The organism is Xanthomonas sp. WHRI 6106, from assembly GCF_040202405.1.
Classification (GTDB): domain Bacteria; phylum Pseudomonadota; class Gammaproteobacteria; order Xanthomonadales; family Xanthomonadaceae; genus Xanthomonas; species Xanthomonas cannabis.
Genome location: NZ_JBEGFC010000011.1, coordinates 112,386 through 133,074, shown reverse-complemented (window position 1 = coordinate 133,074; position 20,689 = coordinate 112,386). Strand labels below are relative to the sequence as shown.

Sequence of the window (20,689 nt, the reverse complement as noted above, 5' to 3'; positions counted from 1 at the left end):
GCGAGAGTGATGATGGATGCGAGCAGACCGCGGCTGGCGGTCATTGGCGGCGGGCCTGCAGGATTGATGGCTGCCGAAGTGGCGTGTGCTGCCGGGATCGCCGTGGATCTGTACGAGGCGAAAGGCTCGGTGGGGCGCAAATTCCTGATCGCCGGCAAGGGCGGACTCAATCTCACCCACTCCGATCCGATGCCGCTGTTCGCCCAGCGCTATCGTGAGCGCACGCCGATGGTAGCGGCGTGGCTGCAGGAGTTCGATGCCGATGCATTGCGCGCCTGGGCGCGCGAGCTGGGCGTGGAGACCTATGTCGGCAGCTCCGGGCGGGTGTTTCCGATCGACCGCAAGGCCGCGCCCTTGCTGCGCGGCTGGGTGCGTCGCCTCAAGGACCAGGGCGTCACCTTTCATGTGCAGCATCGGTGGCTGGGATGGAACGCTGACGGTGCGCTGCGATTTTCCACACCCGCCGGCGCTATCGATCTTCAGGCGGATGCAACGGTGCTGGCACTGGGTGGCGGCAGTTGGCCGCAGCTCGGCTCCGATGGCGCCTGGCAGGCCCCGCTGCAGCAGCACGGCATCGCCGTGCGCCCCCTGGTGCCGGCCAACTGCGGCTTCGATCTCGACTGGAGTGCGCATTTCGCGCAACGGCATGCGGGCGCACCGCTCAAACCGGTGGTCGCGCATTGGCGCGACAGCACGGGCGTGCAGCACGCGCTGCAGGGCGAATGTGTGATCACTGAAACCGGGATTGAGGGCAGCCTGATTTATGCCATCGCGGCCGAGCTGCGTACACAGATCGATGCGCATGGCACAGCCGAATTGGTGCTGGATCTGCTACCCGACCGTTCGCTGGAGCGCGTTGGCGCCGAGTTGGCCAAGCCACGCAAGGGGCGTAGTTTCAGCGAACATCTGCGCCGCCAAATCGGTATCGAGGGCGTCAAGGCCGCGCTGGTCTACGAACTGCTAGGCAAACAGGCCGGCGACGATGCGGCGTTGGTGGCACGCACGCTCAAGCAACTGCCGCTGCGCCTGCTGCGGCCGCGCCCGCTCGCGGAGGCGATCAGCTCGGCTGGTGGCGTGGAACTGGAAGCCCTGGACGCGCAGTTGATGGCGCTGGCGCGCCCCGGTGTGTTCTGTGCTGGCGAAATGCTGGACTGGGAAGCACCGACCGGCGGCTATCTGCTGACCGCCTGCTTTGCCAGCGGGCGTCGCGCTGCGTCTAGTGCGATCGAGTGGCTAAGGCAGCATGGCAATCAACTTACAGCCGATCACTGACGGCCACGCGTGGCCACACCGATTTGACGTCGTAGACCACCGCAGCTGGCTTGCCCAATGCAGCGATGCGCTGGGCGTCGTAGTCGCGATACTGGGCATGCGCCACCGCCAGCACGACGGCGTCGTAGGCGCCCTCCTCCGGGCCTTCGCATAACTGCACGCCGGCATGCAGTAGCGCCTCTGCAGGGTCGGCCCAAGGATCGCAGGTGTCGACCTGCACGCCGGCCGCCTGCAGCAATTGCACCAGCTCCAGCGCACGGCTGTTGCGCAGGTCCGGGCAGTTTTCCTTGAAGGTGGCACCCAATACCAGCACCCTCGCCTGCGCGAGCGCAACGCCGCGCATCGCCAGCATGCCGCAGACCCGCTCGGCCACGTGCCGGCCCACGCGATTGTTGACTTGCCGCGCGGTGTGAATGAGGTCGGGGTGGTAGCCCACGCTTTCGGATTTGTGCATCAGGTAGTACGGGTCTACCCCGATGCAATGCCCGCCGACCAGGCCGGGGCGGAATGGCAGGAAATTCCATTTGGTGCCTGCCGCTTCCAGGACATCGAGCGTGTCGATGCCGAGCTTGTCGAAGATCAACGCCAGCTCGTTGACCAGCGCGATGTTGACGTCGCGCTGGATGTTCTCCACGACCTTGGCCGCTTCGGCCACACGCATCGACGACGCACGCCAGGTGCCGGCAGTGATGATGCTGGTATACAGCGCATCCACCGCATCGGCCGCCTGCGGCGTGGAGCCGGAGGTGATCTTGCGGATATCGCGTAGCCGGCGTTGCCGGTCGCCGGGATTGACCCGCTCCGGACTGTAGCCACAGAAAAAATCGGTGTTGAACCGCAGGCCGGACACCGCTTCCAGCAACGGCACGCAGACCTCTTCGGTGGTGCCCGGGTAGACGGTCGATTCGTAGATGACCAGATCGCCCGGCTTGAGCGCGGCGGCGATCAACGTGGTGGCGCTGCGCAACGGTTCCAGATCCGGCTGTTCGAAACTGTCGATCGGCGTGGGCACGGTGACGATAAAGATGCTGCACGTCGCCAGGTCCTCCGCGGCCGCGCTATAGCGCAGCTGAGTGGCCGCGGCCAGTTCGCCATCGTCCAGTTCCAGCGTGGCATCGTGCCCTTCGCGCAGCTGGGCAACCCGCTGCGCATCGATGTCGAAACCCAGTGTGTCGCGCTGCTCGCCGAACGCCACTGCCAGTGGCAGGCCGACATAGCCCAGCCCGATGACGGCGATGCGTGCGTACTGCGGTGGGACAAGCGGGGTGCCGGACATGCAATTCCTCGGGATCGCGCGACCGGTTGCCGCGCAGCTGTGCGGCGGCAGCATAGCGCACGCGGGATTTGGACCGGCAGTTGGCACGATCTTCGGCTGGAGATTCACAATCGCCGCGCAATCAGGCACGCTATCGCCATGCCCGGGTGGCGAAATTGGTAGACGCAAGGGACTTAAAATCCCTCAGCTGTGAGGCTATGCGGGTTCGACCCCCGCCCCGGGCACACTCCACCGCAGCGCAAATCTGCTGCTGCACCGATGACGTGAGGCACCGTCATCCGAGAGCTGACGGAGTTGACTTCGCGGCAACTCAACGTGACGTTCTTTCACTGTCTGCAGCTGTGGCTGCTCACCTCATGCTGAAGCAGGCCATAGCGGCCATGAGGTGCGTTGGCATTCTGTCAATCGGCACTGCCCCCTTTTCGCAGTCATCCACGTCACAAGGCTCGGCGCCACGCTTGGTGAGACCCGAACGGCATCCAAGATCCAGTCGAGGCAGAAGGCGGCTACCGCTACTCGGTATGCGTCGGCTTCGCTGATGTAAAGCCGCATGACGACGTATCCGGGCGAGATTGCTTATGTGCGCACGGGTGCAGAGAGCTGCACTGTCGCAATGCGTTGCCGCCTAGGCGGTTGCAACTCCACATTCGGCAGCGCCCACTACGCCATCGCTCAAAAATGCTTTCCAAAGCATCTCTACCAGGCTAGTAACGGCACACATCCAGACACACAGATACAAATAAAAAACCCTGGATATCATCTGATATCCAGGGTTCGAATTTGGAGCGGGAAACGAGACTCGAACTCGCGACCTCAACCTTGGCAAGGTTGCGCTCTACCAACTGAGCTATTCCCGCGTGAAACTAAATTGTACAGCTTGTCACTTCGTTGCGCTAGCCCTGTCATCGTTGCCGATGAGAAAAAGCGCATGCGATGTGGAGGCCTGGGCCGGAATTGAACCGGCGTACGCGGATTTGCAGTCCGCTGCATAACCACTCTACCACCAGGCCGAAACATCTAACCCAAGGCATCCTGCCTTGAAACAACAAGGCCCCAACACAGGAGCCTTGTCACTAACTGGAGCGGGAAACGAGACTCGAACTCGCGACCTCAACCTTGGCAAGGTTGCGCTCTACCAACTGAGCTATTCCCGCTTGGGAGGCGAAATTCTACAGCGAACAGCATAGGTGTCAACTGTTGCTTTCGATTTTTTTCGGCTTGTTGCTGATTGCGGCTTTTTCGTCGGCACGCAGGCTCGGCCAGGCCGCCTGCAGATACTGGAAACCCGACCACAGCGTCAGCAGCGCGGCGATTGCCAGCGTCCAGTAACCGGCACGGAAGATCAGATTGCCCAACCAGATTTCGTGCGTTGGCATTTGCCCCGGCGTGACCGAATACAGCAGGCACAGCAACGCCACCATCTGCGCGGTGGTCTTGACCTTGCCGATCACGGCCACGCGCACCTTGGCACGCTGCCCGATCTCGGCCATCCACTCGCGCAGCGCGGAGACGGCGATCTCGCGGCCGACGATCACTGCCGCCCAGAACGCCATCCACGGGGTGGGATGACCCTGCACGATCAGGAACAACGCCACTGCGACCATCAACTTGTCGGCAACCGGGTCCAGAAACGCGCCGAACGCGGAATACTGGTGATAGCGCCGCGCGACCCAGCCATCCAGCCAGTCGGTGATGGCAGCCAGCGCGAACACGCCGGCGGACGCAAAATTTGTCCACGTGTACGGCAGGTAGAACACCACGACCAGCACCGGGATCATCAGGATCCTTAGCAGTGTCAGCCACGTGGGGATGGTCAACTTCATTACGGACTCGACTCGCCTGCCGCATCGGGAAGCGCCAGCCCGTGCAGGTTAGCGTAGATTCGCGCGGCAAGTGCGGCATTGACTCCGTCCACCCGCGCGATCTCGGCCTCGCCAGCGGCCTTGAGGCCGACCAGACCGCCGAAATGCTTGAGCAGGCTGGCGCGACGTCGCGGCCCGATACCGGGAATATCCTCGAGCTTGCTGGTCATGCGCGCCTTCTGGCGGCGTCCGCGGTGACCGGTGATGGCAAAGCGATGCGCTTCGTCACGCACCTGCTGGATGAACTGCAGCGCCGGCGACGCCGCGCCTGGGCGCAGCTCGCGGCCGTCGGCCATGACCAGCGCCTCGTGCCCTGCCCTGCGCTCCTCGCCCTTGGCCACGCCTAGCAGCAGGACATTCTCGACGCCCAGGTCGGCCAGTGCGGCCTGGGCCTGTGCCAGCTGGCCGGCACCGCCGTCAATCAACAGCACATCGGGCAGCACGCCGTTTTCTTCCACCGCGCGCCGGAACCGCCGCTCGATCGCCTGCCGCATCGCGGCGTAGTCGTCGCCCGGGGTGATGCCGGAAATATTGAAGCGCCGATACTGGCCGCGCACCGGGCCGCTGGCATCGAATACTACGCACGACGCGACGGTGGCTTCGCCCATGGTGTGGCTGATGTCGAAGCACTCCACCCGCTTGACCGGTTCGGCAAGCCCGAGCATCTCGCGCAGTGCCTCGCTACGAGCATGCTGCGCGCTCTGGCTGGTGAGCTCGGTCACCAGCGTCAGCTGCGCGTTGCGGGTCGCCAGCAGCAGATAGCCGGCACGCTCGCCGCGCACGTTCCACTTCAGCGCGACCTTGTGTTCGGCAGCGGCACTGAGTGCGGCCTCGATCAGTTCGGCCTCGGGGATTTCGCGATCCAGCAGGATCTCGCGCGGCGGCGAATGCTCGGCGTAATACTGCGAAACGAATGCGCCGAGAATCTCGTCGGCGCTGTCTTCGCCGTTGGTCTTGGGAAAGAACGAACGCGTGCCCAGATTGCGACCATCGCGGAAGCTCAGCAGCAGCACGCAAGCCTGGCTGGACTGCGTGGCGCAAGCCAGCACGTCCAGGTCGGCGGCGCGGCCATCGACGTACTGGCGGTTCTGCATGCTGCGTAACGACGACAACAGATCGCGCAGGCGCGCAGCACGCTCGAATTCCAGCGCTTCGCTGGCCTGCTGCATCGAATGCATGATCTCTTCGCCGAGCTGATCGCTCTTGCCTTCCAGAAACATGGTCGCACGGCGCACCGACTCGGCGTAATCGGGCGCGGCCACCAGATCCACGCATGGGCCACTGCAACGGCCGATCTGATACTGCAGACATGGCCGCGAGCGGTTACGGAACACGCTGTCTTCGCAACTGCGCAGCTTGAACAGCTTGTGCATCAGGCTCAGCGTCTCACGTACGCCGGTCACGCCGGTGTACGGGCCGAAGTAGCGCCCCTGCACGGCACGCGGGCCACGATGCAAGGCGATCCGCGGCCAGTCCTCGCGCGTGAGCAGCACGTACGGGTAGCTCTTGTCATCGCGCAAGGACACGTTGTAGCGCGGCGACAGCGACTTGATGAGCTGGTTTTCCAGCAGCAGCGCTTCGGCCTCGCTGCGGGTCACGGTGACGTCCATGCGCGCCACCTGCGACAGCATCGAGGTCAACCGTGCATTCTTCGGCGTGCCATTGAAATAGCTGCCCACGCGCTTGCGCAGCGCGCCCGCCTTGCCGACGTACAGCAAGGTGTCGTCGGCCGCATACATGCGGTAGACGCCGGGCGCGGTGCTCAGCTGCGCAGCAAACGCTTTTCCATCGAAATCGGCTTGGGGCCTTGCGTTCATTCGTCTATCGCAACATCACTCAGTGCGCCGCTTGCCAGGTCGTAACGCAGCACGGCATGGGCATCGGTTTCGGCAATCCAGACTGCACCGGCGGCCACCGCCAGACCGGCCGGGCCATGCAGGCGCCGCGGCAGCTCGACCGTGGTCAGCTCGCCGCCGCCCAGGCGCAAGCAGCGCAGGCGGCCGTTACCGGTGTCGGCGATCCACAGCAACGGCGAGTCGGCGGCCAGCGCGATGGCCTGCGGAAACTGCAACTGCGCGGTGCCGCGTGGCCCATCCTCATCGCCGAACTGCCACAGGCCCTGGCCGCCGACCAGGGTCTGCACCAAGTCACCGCGCAACTGCATGGTGCGGATCGACGAGCCCAGCCCATCGCAGACGTACGCCACTTGCTGCACTGCCGCCAATCCTGCCGGTTGCGCGAAAGCTGCGAGATGGCCGCTGCCATCGCGGATTTCAAGGGAGCCGGTGCCGGCGCGCGCACTCAATGCCGCGCGACCCAGGTCGTAGCTCCAGATGCGGTTATCGCCGGCCATGGCGATCAGCACCTGGTTGTCGGCAACAGCCAGACCTTGCGGGTAGTTCAGAGCGGACGCGCCGGCGAACGCCAGCGGCCCTTCGACCGGCTCGCCAGAGCGACCGGTGCCGCACAGGGTGTCCACCTGCCCGCTGCGCAGGTTGATGCGCCGTAACGCGTGGTTGCCGGTATCGGCGACGTAGAGCTGGTCGCGTTCCAGTGCCAGGCCTTGCGGGCGGCGGAATGCGGCTTCGCCGATGCCGCCATCGATGAGGTCGGCGTTGCCATGTCCGAACTGACGCAGCACACGGCCGCCATGCGTGCACTCGAGCACGCGATGGTGGCCGGTGTCGGCGACGTACAGACGGTCTTCGGTCGCGGCCAGGCCGGTGGGAAAGCGCAATGCCAACCGCGGCTCGGGGTCGCGCTCGGCCACGCCCTGCAGGTCCGCATCGGAAGGCGGCTGCTGGCCGTCGCACAGGGCGGCCAGCGCCCTGTCCAGATCGCCGGTGACGCCGACCAGGCGCTGGCGCTCGCGCCCGTAGGCGTCCAGCAGCACCAGCGTGGGCCAGGACTGGATATTGAACCGGCGCCAGGTTTCCCAGTCCTTGTCGAGCAGGATGGGCGCGCTGACGCCGTGGCCGCGCAACTGCTTGAGCGAGCGTTGCGGTAGACGCTCGCTATCGAAGCGCGGCACCTGCACCACGATCACCTGCAAGCGCCCGGGGCTGCGTGCCTGCCATTGCGCCAGTTCGGCCAGGCGTTCGGCGCACCACACCGAGCTGGCGTTGACGAAGGCCAGCACGAGCGCACGGCCGCGATGTTCCTGCAAGGTGGACGGCCTGGCGTTGAGCCAGGTGGGAAATTCCGGCAGTTCCTGGGTGAGCTGGGCATTCATACGGTGATTATGCCCAAGCGTGATTAGCCTCGGGTGAGTCTGGCCACCGTCTGCCGCGCGGCGGTATCGACCAGTTGCCAGACCTGCTCGAACTCCTTGCTGCTGCCGGTATATGGGTCGGGGATGTCGTCACGTGCGTCCACGCCGGCCCACGGCAACCACAGTGCCACCTTGTCGCGCAGCGATGCGGGGGCGATCCGTTGCAGATCACGTAGATTGTTGCCGTCGGCGCACAGCAGCCAGTCGAAGTGCTCGAAATCCTCGCGCAGCACCTGACGCGCACGCAGGCCGGAAATGTCGACACCATGCCCGCGCGCGCAGCGGATGGCGCGCGGGTCCGGCGGATCGCCAGCGTGCCAGTCGCCGGTACCGGCCGAATCGACCTGGATGCGCCGCGACAGCCGCGCCTCGTCCAGCTGCGCGCGTACGGCGCCCTCGCCCATCGGCGAGCGGCAGATATTGCCCAGACACACGATCAACAGCTTCATGCGGAGGCCACGCGCGCCTGGGCACGGGCCAGATCATCGGGCGTGTCGATACCCGGCGGAAACTGCTCCGGCGTCAACGCAACGGCGATGCGATGCCCGGCCTCCATCACCCGCAGCTGCTCCAGCGATTCGAGGCGTTCCAGCATGCCCGGCGGCATGGCCGCAAACCGCTGCAGGAAACCGGCGCGATACGCGTAGATGCCGATATGACGCAGCCACTGCCCGTCCACCGGCAGCTGCTCGCGTTGGCTGGCGAAGCTGTCGCGGTGCCAGGGGATCGGAGCGCGGCTGAAATACAGCGCGTCGCCGCCTGCGGTGCGCACAAGCTTCACCACGTTCGGGTCGAACAGGTCGTGCGCGGTGTCCACCTGTGCGGCAAGCGTGGCCATGTCGGCGCCCGAGTGCAGCAGCAGCTCGGCGACTGCGCGGATGCCGGCGGCAGGCGCAAAGGGCTCGTCGCCTTGCAAATTCACCACGCAGGTGTCCGCGTCCCAGCCGGCAATGCGCGCGCACTCGGCAAGGCGGTCGGTACCGGAGAGGTGCTCGCTACCAGTCATGGCCACCTGCACGCCCGGCACGTGCGCGATGGCTTCGGCAATCCGCGCGTCATCGGTGGCCACCCAGACCGCGCGCGCGCCGGCCAGCAGCGCCCGCTCGGCCACATGCTGGATCATCGGACGGTCGCCGAGGCGTTGCAGCGGCTTGCCGGGCAAGCGCGTGGACGCGTAGCGCGCCGGGATGGCGACGACGAAATCGGCAGGCGTTGGGTTGGTCATGCGTATGCGCTCTGAACGGCGGAATGGTGGATGGATGTCGGCAGGATGATCGCAGTGCGCCTGCCCGCACAACGCGTTTCTGGATAACTGCAACAGCGCGCCACAAGGCCGACGTCAGGCTGGTTCGCAGTGTAGTGGCTGACCTGCATACACCAGTGCATGCAGGGGTGTTGCGAGTGCATCGATGGCATTGCGACGTGCGTGGTTGCTACGGAGCAGATGATGCCCGCGCTCTTGGGCATTTGCGCCAACGCCTACCCGCGCCTCGCACGCTACACCGCGCCGCACAGCCGCACACTCATGCGCCTTGGCGGCTCGCCAGCTTGTTCAAGCGGTCCAGCAGGCTCACCCAGAACGCAGCAGGCAGGTCCGCCTTGAGCGGCACGCTGTACAGCCACTCGTCGGCAAATGGCCGGCACTTCACCGCATCTTTTTCGGTCATCAACACCGGCAGGCGACTGCCGAAGCTGAAATCTGCAGCGCGATACACATGGTGGTCCGGGAATGCATGCGGCACCACGCCAATGCCGCGTGCCCGCAGCATCGCAAAAAACCGCTCCGGGTGCGCGATGCCAGCCACTGCATGCACGCGCTGTCCGGCCAGCATGCTCAAGGGTTGCGCGCGTTTGCCATCCATCGGTTGCACGCTGTCGATGCTGAGCCGCATCTGCCACTCGCCGAAACCGGAATCGTCCGGTGCCTGCGGGGCGGCGGTGGCGCTGGCCTGGCCCAGATTGACCACCCGAAAATCACAATCGCGCGCACGCGCGGCCGGTTCGCGCAGCGGCCCGGCCGGCAGCAGCCGGCCATTGCCGTAACGGCGCTGGCCATCGACCACTTCGATCTCCACGTCGCGTGCCAGCCGGTAGTGCTGCAGACCGTCGTCGCACACGATGATGTCGCAACCTGCTTCCACCAGCGCCCTGGCGGCAGCGACGCGGTCGCTGTCCACGCGCACGCGCGCGCCGGTCTTCCAGGCGATCAGGACCGGCTCATCGCCGCCCAGTGCCACCGGCGTGTCGGCATCCACCCAGCGGGCCGTGCCTGCGTCATCGCGACCATAGCCGCGGCTGGCCACGCCGGGCGTCCAGCCGGCATCCTGCAACTTGGACACCAGGGCGATGGTCAGCGGGGTCTTGCCGGTGCCTCCAGCGGTGACATTGCCGACCACGATCACCGGCGCCGGGATGCCATGCCGCTTGCGCAAGCCACGCCGGTACGCGCTGCGCCGCAACGCAATGGCTGCGGCGTAGACCGGTGCCAGCAGGCGTGCGGCCAGCGGGATCGGGCTGTTGTCGTACCAATAACCCGGGGTGCGGGTGCCGCGCTTGCTCATGCCTGGCGTTCGCGGAACTGCATGCCGTGCAGATGCGAGTAGAGCCCGCCCTGCGCCAGCAATTCGCTGTGGGTGCCGCGCTCGACGATGCGGCCCTGGTCCATCACCAATACCTGGTCGGCATGTTCGATGGTGGACAGGCGGTGTGCGATCACCAGCGTGGTGCGGTCAGGCATCAGCTTGTGCAGGGCATCCTGCACCAGCCGCTCGGATTCGTTGTCCAGCGCTGCGGTGGCCTCGTCCAGAATCAGGATGGGCGCGTCCTTGAGCATCGCACGTGCGATCGCCAGGCGCTGCCGCTGCCCGCCCGACAGGCGCCCGCCCTTCGTCCCGACATGCGACTGCAGCCCCTCGGGCAATTGCGCGACGAACTCCATCGCATTGGCGCCCAGAATCGCACGCTCCAGTTGCCCGGCATCTGCGGTGCGCATTTCGCCATAGGCGACGTTGTCGGCGATGCTGCCGTCGAACAGCATCACCTGCTGTCCGACCAGCGCGATCTGTCGACGCAGATCGGCCAGCGCGTAGGCCTGCACCGGATGTCCGTCGAGCAGGATCTGCCCTGCCTCGGCTTCGTAGAAGCGCGGGATCAGCTTGATCAGACTGGATTTGCCGCTGCCGGAGCGGCCGACGATCGCGGTGACCGTGCCGGGCTGCGCGACGAAGCTGACCTCGGCCAGCGCAGGATTCACCTGGCCGGGATAGCGCGCGGTCACATCGCGAAATTCGATCAAGCCCTTTGCGCGGGTGAGCGGCACCGTTCCCTGATCGGGCTCGTCGGGGCTGTCGAGCACCGAAAACAGGCGCTCGGCCGAAGCCAGCCCACGCTGCACCATGTTCTGCACATTGGTGAGCTGCTTGAGGCCCGGAATGATCGTGAGCATGGAGGTCATCAGCACCACGAAGTCGCCCGCGGTCAGCCGCCCGGCCAAGGCCTGTGCGCCTGCCACGAACAGCAGCGCCGACAGCCCGATCGCACCGATCATCTGCACCGTGGCGGTGGAAATGCCGCGTGTGGATTCGACCTTCATCGCCAGCCGCAGATTGCGGTCGGCCAGCGTGCCATAGCGCTCCATTTCGGTCTGTTGGGCGCCGTAGATCTTGACCTCCTGGTGGCTGGACAAGGTCTGGTCGGCGGCCTGCAACAAGTGTGCACCGCTTTCCTGGATGCTGTGGCTGATGCGCCGATACCGGCGCGCCACCTTGTCCATCACCCAGGCCAGGACCGGCGCCAGCACCAGGATGGTCAGGGTGACCTGCCAGCTATGCCACAGCATCAGCGCCAACGCGCCGATCACCTGCAACGACTGCTGGATCATCACCTTGACCGCATCCACGGCTGCCTGCGCCACCTGATCCGAGTCCGAGCCCAGACGGATCAACATCGACGGCACCGGCTCGGAATCGAACCGCGAGCCAGGCAGGCGCAGGTACTTGGCCATCACCTTGACGCGCAGATCGCGCGCGATGCTGCGCGCGGATTTGCCCATCGCCATGTCGGTGATGTAGCCGGCCACCCCACGCACCACAAACAGCAGGATGATCTGCACCGGCAACCAGCGACTGACCTCGGCATTCTTGTAGATGAAGGTTTCGTCGGTGATCGGCTTCATCAATGCCAGAAAGCCGGTGGTGCCTGCCGCTTCGATCAACGCGGCGATCAGTGCGGCGACCAGCAACAGCCGGTACGGCTTGGCGAAAGCCAGCAGGCGACGGTACGTGCGCCAGGACGAAACTGGCGCCGGGCGGTCGGTGGAGGTGGTCACTGGCGGGTTCCGTTGGTACGTGTCGTGCCGGCGCTGCCGGTCTGGGGCGCCGTGGCGATGGCAATGCGCCGGAAGCCGAGCTGCCCCAACGCATCCTGCGCAGTGACCACGGCCTGGTACGGCGTCCGGGCATCGGCGCGCATCAGCACCGTCTGCTCGCGGTCATCGCCAGCAATCTGGGCGATGGTCTGCTTGAGCGAATCCACATCCGAGCGCAGTACTTCCTGATCGTTGATGAAGTAATGGCCATCGGCATTGACCAGCACACTGAGCGCGCGCGGCGGCGCACTGGTGTTCTGGTCGCTGGCAGTGGGCAGCTGCAATTGCAGCGTGGAGCGTGCGTCGAAGGTCGTGGTCACCACGAAGAAGATGATGAGGACGAGGATGACGTCAATCAATGGCACCAGATCGATGTGCGGCTCGTCCTGGCTTCGGTCACTGCCGATGCGCATCCGTCAGCCCTTCGCCGTGACGGGCTTGGCAACTGCCGGCGCGGGCACTGCAGCCGAAACAGCCGGTCGGCCGTCCATGGTGTCCAGCAGCAAGGTGGCCTCCTGCTCCATCTCGATGATGTAGCCGGCAATGCGCCCCTTGAAGAAGCGATGCGCCATCAATGCCGGCACGGCGATGATCATGCCGGTGGCGGTACAGACCAGCGCCTTGCCGATGCCGCCGGCGAGCTGATTCACATCGCCCACGCCGTGATCGAGGATGCCCAGGAACATCTGGATCATGCCGACGACGGTGCCCAACAGCCCCAGCAACGGCCCGGCCGAGGCAATCGTGCCAAGCGCATTCAGATAACGCTCCATGCGATGCACCACGTGGCGACCGGTGTCCTCGATCCGCTCGCGGATCAGATCACGCGGCCGGCCACGCACATCCAGCGCGGCGGCCAACAACGCGCCCAACGGCGAGTTGCGCCGCAGCGATTCGATATGGGAGGGGTCCAGCTTGCCGCGTGCGGCCCAGTTGCGGACCTCCTCACCCAGCCCGGGCGGTGTCACCTCGTTGCGGCGCAAGGTCCACAGACGTTCCAGCACGATCGCCATGGCGACCACACCCAACAACAGCAACGGCACCATCGGCCAACCGCCCGCCTTGACCAGCTCCAACACGATGTGATTCCTCCGGCAGCGCGGCCGCCTATTCGCTCGCCGATAGGATAGCAGCCGACCGCCGCCGTTCCGCAGCATCCCACAGCCGCGGCTGCCAGCGCCGTCGCTCGCGGACCTGCAGGCCATCGGCGCCGAGCCAGACCCTGATTGCGCCGGACTCGGCCGTATCGAGCACCTCCGCGCCACTGTCCTGCCAACGCTGCACGACTTGCGCGCGCGGATGCCCGAAGCGGTTGCCGTAACCGGAGGACACCAGCGCCAACCGCGCACCGGTGGCAGCAACGAAGCCGGCATGCGACCCGTCTGCGCTGCCATGGTGCGGCACCACCACGAGGTCGGCGTGCAACGCGCCCGCCTGCGCGCGCATCAGCCGGCGCTCCACCAGCGCGTCGATATCCCCCGGAAGCAAGGCGCTGACGTGTGGCGTCTGCACCAGCAGCACGCAGCTGGATTGATTGCGCAAATACGGGAAATCGGCACCTGGATGCAGGAAGCGAAAGCGCACGCCATCCCACTCCCACCGCCGCCCGGCATGACAGCGCGCACTGACGTCCAGCGGTGCACCGGGCGGCGCCAACGTGGCTGCGACCGGCAACCCCGCGCGCACCGCGGCATAGCCGCCGGCATGATCGGCATCGGCATGACTGAGCACGAGTGCGTCCAGCCGGCGCACCCCGAGCGCGCGCAAGGCCGGCAGGACCACGCGCTCGCCGGCGTCGAAGCCGTCGTGCACCGCCGGGCCGGTGTCCAACAGCAGTGCATGCCGTTGCGTGCGCACCAGCACCGCCAGCCCCTGCCCCACATCCATCACCTGCACGTCGGCTTCGCCAGCGCCGGGCATGGCGCGATCCGGCCAGAGCAGCGGCAGCCACAACAGGGCCGCCATGGTCTTGCCCGGCGTGCCGCGCGGCAGCAACAGCCAGAACGCGCCCAGCAGCGCGGCGATCAGTGCGAACGCATCGGATTCGGGCACCCACCACAAGGCCACCGTGGTCTGCCCAAGCCAGACAAAGCCCGGCCAGGTCAGCTCGAAACACCAGCCCGCCAACTGCCACGCCCAGCCCCCCGCTCCGACGTACAGTGCCTCCAGTGCGGTGCCGATCAGGCATAGCGGAACAACCACGAAGGTCCACCACGGAATGGCGACCAGGTTGGCAAATGGGCCCACCAGCGAGGCTTGCCCGAACAAGCTGACCGTCAGCGGCAGCAGGCCCACCGTGGCAACGGTCTGTGCGGAAAGAAAGCCCCGCAGGATGGCGCGGTCGTCGGCCGGCAGGCACCATACCAGCCAGGCGACGCCGGCGAAACTGAGCCAGAAGCCTGCCACCAGCACGCTCAACGGGTCCCAGGCCACTACCGCGATCAAGGCGAGTGCAAGTATCTGCGCCGTTGTGGCGCGTCGACGCGCCACGCGCGCCACGGCAACGACCGCGATCATCAACACGGTGCGGACCGTCGGCAAGGCCAGCCCGGCCAGCACCGCATAGGCGGTCGCACCGATCAGCGCAGCGATTGCTGCGGCGTGGATGCGCGGAATCACGATGCCCAGGCCCGGCCGCCATCGCCACACACCGGCGATTGCCAGTGCAAAGAAGGCAGCCACCAGGCCGACATGGAAGCCCGAGATCGCGATCAGATGACTGAGCCCGGTCGCGCGCAAGGTCGCCCATGCGGCATCGTCCAGCCCACGCGTATCGCCCAGTGCCAGGGCGCGCAGATACGGTGCCGAGGGCCCGGGCACCTGCTCGGCAATTCGTTGCGACATGCGGTCGCGCCAGGCATCCACACCGTGCGGCGCGACGATCTGGCGCGCGCCGTCGGGGTCGCGCACATAGCCGGTCGCGGCGACGCGCTGCGCCAGGGCCTGGCGTTCGGCATCGAACCCACCCGGGTTACGCAAGCCGCGTGGCGCTCGCAGCTTGAGCCGCAGCTGCCAGTGCCCTCCGGCGCGCAAGGCCGCGCGCGGGCCGACCCGGTTGGTGCCGAAGGCGTCGTACCAGGCCAGCTGCAACAGCTTGCCGCGCAGTGCCGGCGACTGCGTCCGATCGGCGTCGACCCGCAGCTGGAAGCGTGTCCGGCGTTGCTCGGCCACTGGCAGGCCGATGATCCGCCCCTGTACCGCGCGTTCGCGCGCTTCGTCACCTGGCAGCAGCTGCGACTGCAGCACGGTGGTGGCGTGCCAGCCGGTGAGTCCAAACCCCAGCGACACCGTTGCAAGCCCCCGCATCCAGGCACCGCGGCGCGGCCACCGCCACAGGCCGATGCCGATGATCAACACGCCTGCGAGCAGGCACCCAATGTAGAGCGCGCGCGGCAGCACTGCGGGCGACCACGCGCAGCCAACGACACCCAGCAGCATGGCAGCTGCAACAGGCACCGCCGAGGCAAACCGCGGCGGTGGCGGCACTTGTGCTGACACATCCATGTCGCTGGTCCAATTCCTGAAGATTCAGGCCGAGAGCACGAGCCTAGACCACGGCCCGGACCGGCCATAGCGGTAATCTGCGCCGTGTCAGGTAGGAAAAAGCGGATCGTGACGAACACACCCTGCGCGGGCGCGAGAGTGCGGTGGGCGTTGCACCTTGCAGCGGTCATCCCGGTCGACATGCCTGCACTGCGCAGCGGCACGCCGAGCAACGGAGCCGACGAGCAAGCTCGATCGAACGCGGTGAGCGCGACAACGCGGCATCCGCTTCCGTCTACGCCATCGAGGCATCACCGTGCCGATCAGCAGGACGCTGCGTGATGCACGATCGCCAGTGCAGCCTGCCAGCCGACGCCGCCCCCAATTCGCCTCGATTTCATGAGCGAAGCGCTATGTTCGACGCTGTTCCGAGGAGTTTCCCCACATGCGTAAAGGCATTGCTTTGATTGTCGGCGTGACCGGCATTTCCGGTTACAACCTCGCCAACGTTCTGGTTGCCGATGGATGGACCGTGTACGGCCTCGCACGTCGCCCACTGCCGCAGGATGGCGTCATTCCCGTCGCAGCCGACCTGCTCGACGCGGATAGCACGGCCAAGGCCTTGCGCGGCCTGCCGATTACCCACGTCTTTTTCTGCACCTGGACGCGTCGCGACACCGAGCGCGAGAACGTCGAAGCCAACGGCGCAATGATGCGTCACCTGTGCGATGCGCTGAGCGATGCGCCGATGCAGCACATGGCCCTGGTCACCGGCACCAAGCATTATCTGGGTGCGTTCGAAAATTACGGCAGCGGCAAGGCCGAAACGCCGTTCCGCGAAAGCGAACCACGCCAGCCCGGCGAGAATTTCTATTACACCCTCGAAGACCTGCTGTTCGCGCACGCCGAGCGTCATGGCTTCGGGTGGAGCGTGCATCGTTCGCACACCATGATCGGCATGGCCAACGGCAGCAATGCGATGAACATGGGCGTGACGCTGGCGGTCTATGCATCGCTGTGCAAGCACACCGGCCAGCCCTTCGTATTCCCAGGCTCGCAGGCGCAGTGGAACAGCCTCACCGATCTGACCGATGCCGGGCTGCTCGGGCGTCAGCTGGCCTGGGCGGGCCTGAGCCCGGCCGCACGCAACCAGGCCTTCAACACCGTCAATGGCGATGTATTCCGCTGGCGCTGGATGTGGGGCGAGATCGCCGCGTTCTTCGAACTCGACGCCGCACCCTGCCCGGACACGCGGCAGCCGTTGGAAGCGCGCCTGACCGAGGCGGCCCCTGCGCTCTGGGCCGAACTGGCGGCAAAGCACGACCTGGTGGAAGCGGACGTCAATCGCCTGGCCTCGTGGTGGCATACCGATGCGGACCTGGGCCGCGAGATCGAGTGCGTCAACGACATGACCAAGAGCCGCGAGCTGGGCTTCGTAGATTTCTACGACAGCCGCGCCTCGTTCTTCGAGCTGTTTACCCGGTTGCGGGCGCTGCGCATCATCCCCTGATCGACGGGATTGCATCGCTGCGGGTCGGCCTTCAACCCGCAGCAGTAAGCGATCTGCCGCATCACGGTCGGCAGGCTCGCAGTTACACCGCCGACGGCGCCAATTCGCGCAGCCTGCCTTGATGCAGCTCCAGCACGCGGTCCAGACGCCGTGCCAGGCTGCGGTCGTGCGTCACCAGCACCAGGCTGGTGCGCTGCGCGCGGTTGAGTTCCAGCATCAACTCGAACACCGTGCCGGCGGTCTTGTCGTCGAGATTGCCGGTGGGCTCGTCGCCCAGCACGCAGCCGGGCTTATTGACCAGGGCGCGTGCCACTGCGCAACGTTGACGCTCACCGCCCGACAGCTCGCTGGGCTTGTGTTCGATGCGATGCCCAAGCCCGACCGATTCCAGCAACTGCAGCGCCTGCGCCCTGGCAACCGGCACGTCCTGGCCCGACAGCAGCACCGGCATCATCACGTTCTCCAGTGCGGTGAATTCCGGCAGCAGGTGATGGAACTGATACACGAAACCGAGCGCCTGGTTGCGCAGCTTGCCGCGCTGGCCATCGGACAGCGCCGACATGCGCTCGCCTGCCACGTACACCTCGCCCGAGGTAGGAATATCCAGCCCGCCGAGCAGGTGCAGCAAGGTGCTCTTGCCGGCACCGGACGCGCCGACGATGGCCACGGTCTCGCCGGTAGCCACCGACAGGTCCAGGCCGTCGAAGACCGGCGTGCGCATCTTGCCTTCGGCGTAGGTCTTGGCCAGACCCTCGGCCCGAATCACTGCCCCTGCCTGGTTTGGCTTTTGCACGACCGATTCCCGATTCCCGAATCCCGAATCCCGGATCTCATTCATAACGCAGCGCCTCCGCCGGCTGGGTGCGAGAGGCGCGCCACGCCGGATACAGGGTCGCCAGGAAACTCATCACCAGTGCCACCACGGTGATCACCACCACATCCTGGGTCTGCATGTCGGTGGGCAGGCCGGTGATGTAATAGACGTCTTCCGGCAGCAGCTTGACGCTGAAGATCGTTTCGATCACACCAAGGATGCGCTCCAGATTGAGCGTCAGCACGATGCCGCCGATCACGCCCATGATCGTGCCCATGAAACCGATCAACGACCCCTGCACCATGAACACCTGCATCACCCCGCCGGGCGACAGGCCCAGTGTGCGCAGGATGGCAATGTCGGCCTGCTTGTCGGTCACCAGCATCACCTGCGACGACACCAGGTTGAAGGCACCCATCGCCACGATCAGCGACAGCAGGATGCCCATCACGGTCTTTTCCATCTTCAGCGAGTGATAGAGATTGGCGTTTTCCTGCGTCCAGTCGCTCACCCGGTACGGGCCGTGCAATTTCACCGCCAGATCGCGCGCCACCGGCCAGGCCTGATCCATGTCGTGCAGTTTCAGGCGCACGCCGGTCACGCCGTCCATGCGCAAGACGCGCGCCAGATCCTGCATGTTGACCACGGCCAGTCCGCGATCGATTTCGTTGTAACCGGCCTCGAAGATTCCACTGACGGTAAAGCGCTTGAGCCGCGGCATGGCGCCCAACGGCGTGGCCTGGGTGTCGCTGAGCAGCACGACGATGCCGTCGCCCACGTCCACGCCCAGCCACAGGGCCAGCTCCTTGCCGATGACGATGTTGTAGGAACCGGGCGTCAGGCTGTCCACCGAGCCCTGCTGCATTTTCTTGGCCAGCACCGACACCTTGGCCTCTTCCGACGGAACGACGCCACGCACGATGGCCGGCTGCTTGCGCGGGCCCTGTAGCAACGATTCGGTTTCGATGTAGGGGGCTGCGCCGGCAATACGCGGGTCGGCCATGGCGACCTCGACCGCATGCTGCCAATCGCGCATGGGCGCGCCGTCAGCACTGACGGTGGCATGCGCGGCCATCTGCAACAGACGGTCGCGGATCTCTTTCTGAAAACCGCTCATCACCGCCAGCGTGGTAATCAGCACGGTGACGCCCAGGGCGATGCCCAGGATCGATGCCATCGAGATAAACGAGATGAAGCCATTGCGCCGCTTGGCGCGCAGGTAGCGCAAGCCGATGGCAACCGGGATAGGTTTGAACATGCGGTTCAACCAGGAAAGGGACGCTATGGTGCCACTAGCGACCGCCGGGACGAAATGGCGCGTGCGTGAGCGGCCAGACGCAGTTCACGTCGTTGCGGCGCCGGCAGGGTATCAGGCCAGAAATGCAGGCGTTCGCGACATGCATCGGCGCGTGTCCACGACACCACCGCGATCGGCCCACGCCACGCAACCTGCAGGTCCTGCACGGTTTGGCCGTCGACGCTGGCGGGCAGCTCGCCCCATGGGATCAGCACCTGCCGCGCAGGCGAGCGCAACAACGCCCGAAGCGAGCGTGCGGCAGACACCGGCACCCAGGCAGACAGCAACGCCGCCAGCCATAGCGGCGCCCCGCTACGCCACACCGCGCACAGCGCCAGCACGGCCAGTGCGCTCACTGCGCAGACAAGCCCGCGCGAAGGCCGCCACTCAAGCCGGCAAGGCGCGGATATCGGCGATGAGGGCGGCATTCGCGGCATCGGGGCAGGCCTCGTATCCCATGAACCAGCGCCACAACTTATCGTCTTCGCAATCCAGCAATTGTAGGAAAACCGCGCGCTCGGACTCGGAAGCCTGCGCCCAGCGTTGATCCAGATAACGCCCGAACAGTTGGTCCAGTTCGCGCATGCCACGCCGGCAACGCCAGCGCAACTTTTTCAGCAAGGTTTGCTCGTCCATTTCATCTCCCTATCGCCTGGCCAGAGGCGAAAACGACAGCGGCACCTGACCCAAGGGCCGGTGCCGCTGCGAACCACATCCCGCCAGGCGGGACCGCGCTGCCAGCAATCAGGCGCGACGCGCCATCATCAGCTTCTTGATTTCGGCAATGGCCAGCGCCGGGTTCAGGCCCTTCGGGCAGGTCCGTGCGCAGTTCATGATGGTGTGGCAGCGATACAGCTTGAACGGGTCTTCCAGATCGTCCAGACGCGCACCGGTGTCTTCGTCGCGCGAATCGATGATCCAGCGATAGGCCTGCAACAGGATGGCCGGGCCCAGGTAACGCTCGCCGTTCCACCAGTAACTCGGGCAGCTGGTCGAGCAGCACGCGCACAGGATGCACTCGTACAGGCCGTCGAGCTTCTTGCGATCTTCCGGCGACTGCAGGCGCTCGCGATCCGGCGGCGGCGGGGTCTGGGTGCGGATCCAGGGCTTGATCGAGGCGTACTGCGCATAGAAATGCGTCAGGTCCGGCACCAGATCCTTGATCACGCTCATGTGCGGCAACGGATAGATCGGCACTTCCGACTTGCCACAGGCCGCAATCGCCTTGGTGCAGGCCAGCGTATTGGTGCCGTCGATGTTCATTGCGCACGAGCCGCAGATGCCTTCGCGGCACGAACGACGGAACGCCAGGGTCGGGTCGATCTCGTTCTTGATCTTGATCAGCGCGTCCAGCACCATCGGGCCGCACTTGTCGAGATCGATCTCATAGCTGTCGGTACGCGGGTTGGCGTCGCCATCCGGATCCCAGCGGTAGACCTTGAAGGTGCGCGTGTTCTTGGCGCCCTGTGCAGGGTAATGCTTGCCCTTGCCGATCTTTGAATTCTTGGGGAGGGTGAACTCTGCCATAGCTGCTCTCG

The 20,689-nt window shown here is 65.8% G+C and carries 17 protein-coding genes, 4 tRNA genes and 1 pseudogene; 3 read left to right on the top strand and 19 right to left on the bottom strand.

Annotated features, from left to right (window positions below; genetic code table 11):
• Window positions 1-9 precede the first annotated feature (9 nt).
• A complete protein-coding gene (locus ABQZ09_RS16005) occupies window positions 10-1,272 on the top strand; it encodes a TIGR03862 family flavoprotein (protein WP_349777349.1) in 1,263 nt (420 codons plus the stop codon).
• Here the strand turns inward: ABQZ09_RS16005 and ABQZ09_RS16000 are convergent.
• Window positions 1,256-2,548, bottom strand: a complete 1,293-nt coding sequence (locus ABQZ09_RS16000) for a nucleotide sugar dehydrogenase (protein ID WP_349777348.1) — start codon at window positions 2,546-2,548, stop codon at window positions 1,256-1,258. The two genes, ABQZ09_RS16005 and ABQZ09_RS16000, sit on opposite strands and share 17 nt — an antisense overlap.
• 140 nt (window positions 2,549-2,688) lie before the next feature.
• On the opposite strand from ABQZ09_RS16000, the gene ABQZ09_RS15995 reads away from it, so the two are divergent.
• A tRNA-Leu gene (locus ABQZ09_RS15995) sits at window positions 2,689-2,772 on the top strand.
• Window positions 2,773-3,329: 557 nt separating this feature from the next.
• On the opposite strand, the gene ABQZ09_RS15990 is transcribed toward ABQZ09_RS15995, so the two are convergent.
• The 13 genes and pseudogenes from ABQZ09_RS15990 to ABQZ09_RS15930 all read right to left on the bottom strand — a co-directional run.
• Window positions 3,330-3,405, bottom strand: a tRNA-Gly gene (locus ABQZ09_RS15990).
• A gap of 79 nt (window positions 3,406-3,484) precedes the next feature.
• Window positions 3,485-3,558, bottom strand: a tRNA-Cys gene (locus tag ABQZ09_RS15985).
• A 68-nt stretch (window positions 3,559-3,626) separates the two neighbouring features.
• Window positions 3,627-3,702 (bottom strand) — tRNA-Gly (locus ABQZ09_RS15980).
• A gap of 36 nt (window positions 3,703-3,738) precedes the next feature.
• Window positions 3,739-4,371 carry a CDP-diacylglycerol--glycerol-3-phosphate 3-phosphatidyltransferase gene (gene pgsA / locus ABQZ09_RS15975; protein WP_047694836.1) on the bottom strand — a complete coding sequence of 211 codons (633 nt, stop codon included), beginning with the start codon at window positions 4,369-4,371 and terminating at the stop codon, window positions 3,739-3,741.
• A complete protein-coding gene (gene uvrC, locus ABQZ09_RS15970) occupies window positions 4,371-6,227 on the bottom strand; it encodes an excinuclease ABC subunit UvrC (RefSeq protein WP_349777347.1) in 1,857 nt (618 codons plus the stop codon). Before uvrC ends, pgsA begins: the two co-directional genes overlap by 1 nt.
• The gene (locus ABQZ09_RS15965) at window positions 6,224-7,642 is read right to left on the bottom strand and encodes a nhl repeat protein (protein WP_039409088.1); all 1,419 of its coding nucleotides are present in this window, start codon (window positions 7,640-7,642) and stop codon (window positions 6,224-6,226) included. The genes uvrC and ABQZ09_RS15965 overlap by 4 nt, the downstream gene beginning before the upstream one ends.
• 23 nt (window positions 7,643-7,665) lie before the next feature.
• Window positions 7,666-8,130, bottom strand: coding sequence for a low molecular weight protein-tyrosine-phosphatase (locus tag ABQZ09_RS15960; RefSeq protein WP_349777346.1), 465 nt, complete (start codon window positions 8,128-8,130; stop codon window positions 7,666-7,668).
• Entirely contained in the window at window positions 8,127-8,906 is a 780-nt protein-coding gene (gene kdsB, locus ABQZ09_RS15955) for a 3-deoxy-manno-octulosonate cytidylyltransferase (RefSeq protein WP_184554429.1), read from the bottom strand. Before kdsB ends, ABQZ09_RS15960 begins: the two co-directional genes overlap by 4 nt.
• 298 nt (window positions 8,907-9,204) lie before the next feature.
• Complete coding sequence (lpxK, locus tag ABQZ09_RS15950) at window positions 9,205-10,242, bottom strand: tetraacyldisaccharide 4'-kinase (protein ID WP_349777345.1); 1,038 nt, start codon at window positions 10,240-10,242, stop codon at window positions 9,205-9,207.
• Window positions 10,239-12,008 carry a lipid A export permease/ATP-binding protein MsbA gene (msbA, locus tag ABQZ09_RS15945; protein ID WP_184554433.1) on the bottom strand — a complete coding sequence of 590 codons (1,770 nt, stop codon included), beginning with the start codon at window positions 12,006-12,008 and terminating at the stop codon, window positions 10,239-10,241. The genes lpxK and msbA overlap by 4 nt, the downstream gene beginning before the upstream one ends.
• Entirely contained in the window at window positions 12,005-12,460 is a 456-nt protein-coding gene (locus tag ABQZ09_RS15940; RefSeq protein ID WP_166744353.1) for an ExbD/TolR family protein, read from the bottom strand. The genes msbA and ABQZ09_RS15940 overlap by 4 nt, the downstream gene beginning before the upstream one ends.
• Before the next feature lie 3 nt (window positions 12,461-12,463).
• Window positions 12,464-13,126, bottom strand: a complete 663-nt coding sequence (locus ABQZ09_RS15935; RefSeq protein WP_184554435.1) for a MotA/TolQ/ExbB proton channel family protein — start codon at window positions 13,124-13,126, stop codon at window positions 12,464-12,466.
• Window positions 13,020-15,551: pseudogene (locus ABQZ09_RS15930) on the bottom strand (DNA internalization-related competence protein ComEC/Rec2); the annotation flags it as partial. The pseudogene ABQZ09_RS15930 and the gene ABQZ09_RS15935, both read right to left, overlap by 107 nt.
• Before the next feature lie 424 nt (window positions 15,552-15,975).
• Here ABQZ09_RS15930 and ABQZ09_RS15925 point away from each other — a divergent pair.
• Window positions 15,976-17,040 (top strand): SDR family oxidoreductase, encoded by a 1,065-nt coding sequence (locus ABQZ09_RS15925; RefSeq protein ID WP_349777344.1) that lies wholly within the window; start codon window positions 15,976-15,978, stop codon window positions 17,038-17,040.
• A gap of 82 nt (window positions 17,041-17,122) precedes the next feature.
• Here the strand turns inward: ABQZ09_RS15925 and lolD are convergent, their stop codons facing one another.
• The 5 genes from lolD to ABQZ09_RS15900 form a co-directional block, all read right to left on the bottom strand.
• Window positions 17,123-17,833, bottom strand: a complete 711-nt coding sequence (lolD, locus tag ABQZ09_RS15920; protein ID WP_503019228.1) for a lipoprotein-releasing ABC transporter ATP-binding protein LolD — start codon at window positions 17,831-17,833, stop codon at window positions 17,123-17,125.
• Window positions 17,834-17,870: 37 nt separating this feature from the next.
• Entirely contained in the window at window positions 17,871-19,112 is a 1,242-nt protein-coding gene (locus ABQZ09_RS15915) for a lipoprotein-releasing ABC transporter permease subunit (protein ID WP_039565431.1), read from the bottom strand.
• Between the two features lie 23 nt (window positions 19,113-19,135).
• Window positions 19,136-19,588 carry a YgfX family protein gene (locus ABQZ09_RS15910; protein WP_184554443.1) on the bottom strand — a complete coding sequence of 151 codons (453 nt, stop codon included), beginning with the start codon at window positions 19,586-19,588 and terminating at the stop codon, window positions 19,136-19,138.
• Window positions 19,539-19,787: an FAD assembly factor SdhE gene (locus ABQZ09_RS15905; RefSeq protein ID WP_047694862.1), complete on the bottom strand. Its 249-nt coding sequence runs from the start codon at window positions 19,785-19,787 to the stop codon at window positions 19,539-19,541. Before ABQZ09_RS15905 ends, ABQZ09_RS15910 begins: the two co-directional genes overlap by 50 nt.
• A gap of 108 nt (window positions 19,788-19,895) precedes the next feature.
• Window positions 19,896-20,678, bottom strand: a complete 783-nt coding sequence (locus tag ABQZ09_RS15900) for a succinate dehydrogenase iron-sulfur subunit (RefSeq protein ID WP_039409057.1) — start codon at window positions 20,676-20,678, stop codon at window positions 19,896-19,898.
• Window positions 20,679-20,689 lie beyond the last annotated feature (11 nt).